1 protein-coding gene is annotated in these 1,928 nt (G+C 59.8%); it reads left to right on the forward strand.

Going from position 1 to position 1,928, the window contains the following annotated elements:
• Window positions 1-407: 407 nt before the first annotated feature.
• Window positions 408-1,844 carry a group II intron reverse transcriptase/maturase gene (ltrA, locus tag AC1VNY_RS42335; protein WP_482409645.1) on the forward strand — a complete coding sequence of 479 codons (1,437 nt, stop codon included), beginning with the start codon at window positions 408-410 and terminating at the stop codon, window positions 1,842-1,844.
• Window positions 1,845-1,928 lie beyond the last annotated feature (84 nt).

Here is a 1,928-nt window from a genome sequence, read left to right on the forward strand (position 1 = left end):
GCGTAGTGCGCCAGTGAAACTGGCGAAGGATAGTCGATGAAAGTTCGATACAGGAAAGGAGTAGCGACCCACCCTGACCCCGAGTCATGCGGAGGCGTCCGTGAGGGCGACTTCGAAGCGTTGACAGGGGAAACCGCAGGCCAGCCATTGAGCCGCGAAATCGAAAGTCTGGAGCGCCGACGCAGTTATGCAATGCGGAAGGCAACACGTTGGACGGCGTCTATCGCAAGCCACCCAACGGCTCCACGCGGTCGGAGACCCTGAGCATGCGGGGAAATCCTTCGCACAGGAACTGGGAGATCTCGTCGTCGCCCGAGGGGGAACAATCTTCGGGCAGGCTGGGGAAGGATGAATGCCGTAAGCCCAGCACCACCGTCGACGAGAAGTCGGATGTCTGCACAGTACCAATGAACGATCTGAACAAGAGCGACGGGTCCACACCGATGCTCGCGGAAGGTCCGGAGGGAAGGCGGGCAGCCAAGGGCAATAGCAAACATCCTCCCGTGCCCCGGACACAGAGCCGGACCAGCGCGTCGACGAGGTTGGATGTTATACGTGAACTGGCAAGACGGAATAGGAAGACACGGTTCACAGCGCTGATGCACCATGTGACGCGCGAATTGCTAACGGAAAGCTTCAGGGGACTGAAGCACTCCGCTGCATCCGGCGTCGACGGAGTGACATGGCGTGACTACGAGGAAGGACTCGACGAGCGAATCGAAGTGCTTTGGGACGCGGTCCAGTCAGGCCGCTATCGGGCACTCCCGTCTCGCCGAGTGTATATCCCCAAGATAAATGGCAAACTGAGACCGCTCGGAATCGCAGCGCTGGAGGATAAAATCGTCCAGCACGCGGTGACGACGGTCTTGAATGCGATTTACGAGGTGGACTTTCTCGGCTTTTCCTATGGATTCCGGGAGGGGCGGAGCCAGCACCAAGCGCTGGACGCACTGTGGATCGGCATTCATCAGAAAAGAGTGAACTGGGTGCTCGACGCTGACATCCGTTCGTTCTTCGATACGATCGATCACGGGTGGATGATGCAGTTCCTCGAGCACAGGATCGCAGACCGCCGGCTCTTACGACTGATACGCAAGTGGTTAACCGCTGGCGTTGTCGAAGGTGGATTGAAGTCCGTAGCACGAGTAGGTACTCCGCAAGGAGCAGTGATCTCACCGCTTCTTGCTAACATTTACTTGCACTACGTCTTCGACCTCTGGACTCATCAGTGGCGAAGTAAGTCGGCAAGAGGGGATGTCATCGTCGTCCGCTATGCGGACGACAGTGTCATGGGCTTCGAAACAAAGTCCGAGGCCCTGCACTTTCTCGACGCACTGCGTGAGCGGATGGCGAAGTTCGGTCTGTCGCTGAATGAGGAGAAGACGCGGGTATTGGAATTTGGACGGTACGCGGCCGAGCGCCGCGCACGCCGGGGGCAACGCCGCCCGGAAACGTTCGACTTCCTCGGGTTCACGCACATCTGCGCGGTGACCCGGATAAACCCGCACTTCACAATCCGGCGCGTGACCATCGCCTCTCGCTTGCGGGCGACGCTGAGTGCGATACGACACGACCTGATGAAACGCCGCCATGCGCCTATCGGTGAGACCGGCGTTTGGCTCCGTCGCGTGATGCAGGGATACCTGAACTACCACGCGATCCCGGGGAACCTGAAGCGGCTCGGCATGTTCCGCGCCGAGGTCTGCCGGGCCTGGCTGCGCTCGCTTCGTCGACGCAGCCAGCGCTCTCGCATGACCTGGGAAAGGTTCCGACGATTCATTGGGCGATACATCCCGAAAGTCCGCGCATGTCATCCGCATCCCAACCCAAGGTATACGTCATGACCCAAGGCAGGAGCCGTATGCGGTAGTTCCGCACGTACGGATCTGGGCGGGGGGCACGGAGAAATCCGTGTCCCTACCGCGACC

Source organism: Bradyrhizobium ferriligni (assembly GCF_056837965.1).

Bases quoted from the DNA above. Each gene is read 5' to 3' on its own strand.
- ltrA (WP_482409645.1), top strand. From the start codon at position 408: ATGAACGATCTGAACAAGAGCGACGGGTCCACACCGATGCTCGCGGAA.